This window comes from Mizugakiibacter sediminis, assembly GCF_000953855.2.
In the GTDB taxonomy this organism is placed as follows: Bacteria; Pseudomonadota; Gammaproteobacteria; order Xanthomonadales; family Rhodanobacteraceae; genus Mizugakiibacter; species Mizugakiibacter sediminis.
Genome location: NZ_DF970279.1, coordinates 1 through 1,282, shown reverse-complemented (window position 1 = coordinate 1,282; position 1,282 = coordinate 1). Strand labels below are relative to the sequence as shown.

Sequence of the window (1,282 nt, the reverse complement as noted above, 5' to 3'; positions counted from 1 at the left end):
ATCGTCTCAAAGGGCAGTTACACAGTTCAAATTACAGACTCCGCCGCCGAGATAATGGAGAATTGGCTAGCATCAAACTCTACATGCATCTGCGTGTAAAAATATCGATAAAAGAGCGCAGAAGAACATATCACTGCCACCCGCAGGAGGACCCAGACATGTTCTCTCTTCATCTTCTCTGCCTCGCACCAGACGCCGAGCCAAACCTCGGGTCTCGTTGCAGTTATGTCAGTTAAAATTGTGTAATGACCCAGCGGTTTCTGCGCAGGTCAGGCCGCTAGTTAATCTTTTCAAGAACAAATACAAGTTTATCGAAAGAAGTATCGAAACCTATATCATTACACGCATAACGCAAACCTTTTTTTGTCTTTTCAATTTTCATACCAGAACTATACGCCTGTGAATTTACCCCGCGACCACGGTCCCAGACATTATATACGTGCAGCTTGCCTAGCGCAGTGTGGCATAAAAATTCTGTTTCTTTGGGTTCGGCGTCACTCCATATATATATACTTGGATATATATTGCCTTTTATTTCTATTCCACCATCGGTGGAAAGCCATACTCCTTGCCTCCATTGAGAGTGAACTCGCTCAAATCTGATAACGAATCTATCCATGTCATTAATGTCAATTACGTCCCATTTAATTACATATGGATCCCCCATATCCGCAAATGCTTTACTCCGCAGCGGTGCACTCGGCAATTTTGCAGTATGCCTATCGAAACTGGACATAAACCACTATCCCCCACTTGGCATCGGCCCATTGTAATGTCTAAACGGATCGATCGCAGAATGTTCCCAAGGCCATGCTTCTTGCAGATTGCTGGGATCATGAGTTCCACCCTGTGAGCGCGGAATCACATGATGCAACTCCATGGGGATATTCAATTCGTCGTGTAATGGGGCGAGCCCACGATACATGCGATCAAGATTCGTGCTAGAAAACTCACCAGGCACGGCATGACGCGCCCTATTCTGCCAGTACGCACGCCTCGCGGCACTCCAACTCTGTGGATTTACTGGGCAATACCCCTCAGATATCTCCTGTTCGGTTTCTGTCGCGGGGGGAAGCACCTCATTAATGCCGAGTGGTCGGTTTTCAAGGAACGGATCCTCCCACTCTCTGTTAGGTTCTTCCTCTGCGGGTTCAGTTGCCTCCTGGTAGCCAGAGAAATCTACCCTGCTCAGGGGCTCATCCGTTACATAGCCATATAGGTTCCCGCTTCCCCCATGGAAACCTATTGGGTCTTTCGCCGTCCACCGCCCCGTCTCCGGGTC

At 48.2% G+C, this 1,282-nt stretch carries 2 protein-coding genes; both read right to left on the bottom strand.

Annotated elements, in window-relative coordinates; genetic code table 11:
- Nucleotides 1-277: 277 nt before the first annotated feature.
- Entirely contained in the window at nt 278-736 is a 459-nt protein-coding gene (locus MBSD_RS15275) for a hypothetical protein (protein WP_148667906.1), read from the bottom strand.
- 6 nt (nt 737-742) lie between these two features.
- Entirely contained in the window at nt 743-880 is a 138-nt protein-coding gene (locus MBSD_RS15980; RefSeq protein ID WP_425478124.1) for an HNH endonuclease, read from the bottom strand.
- Between the last annotated feature and the right edge of the window lie 402 nt (nt 881-1,282).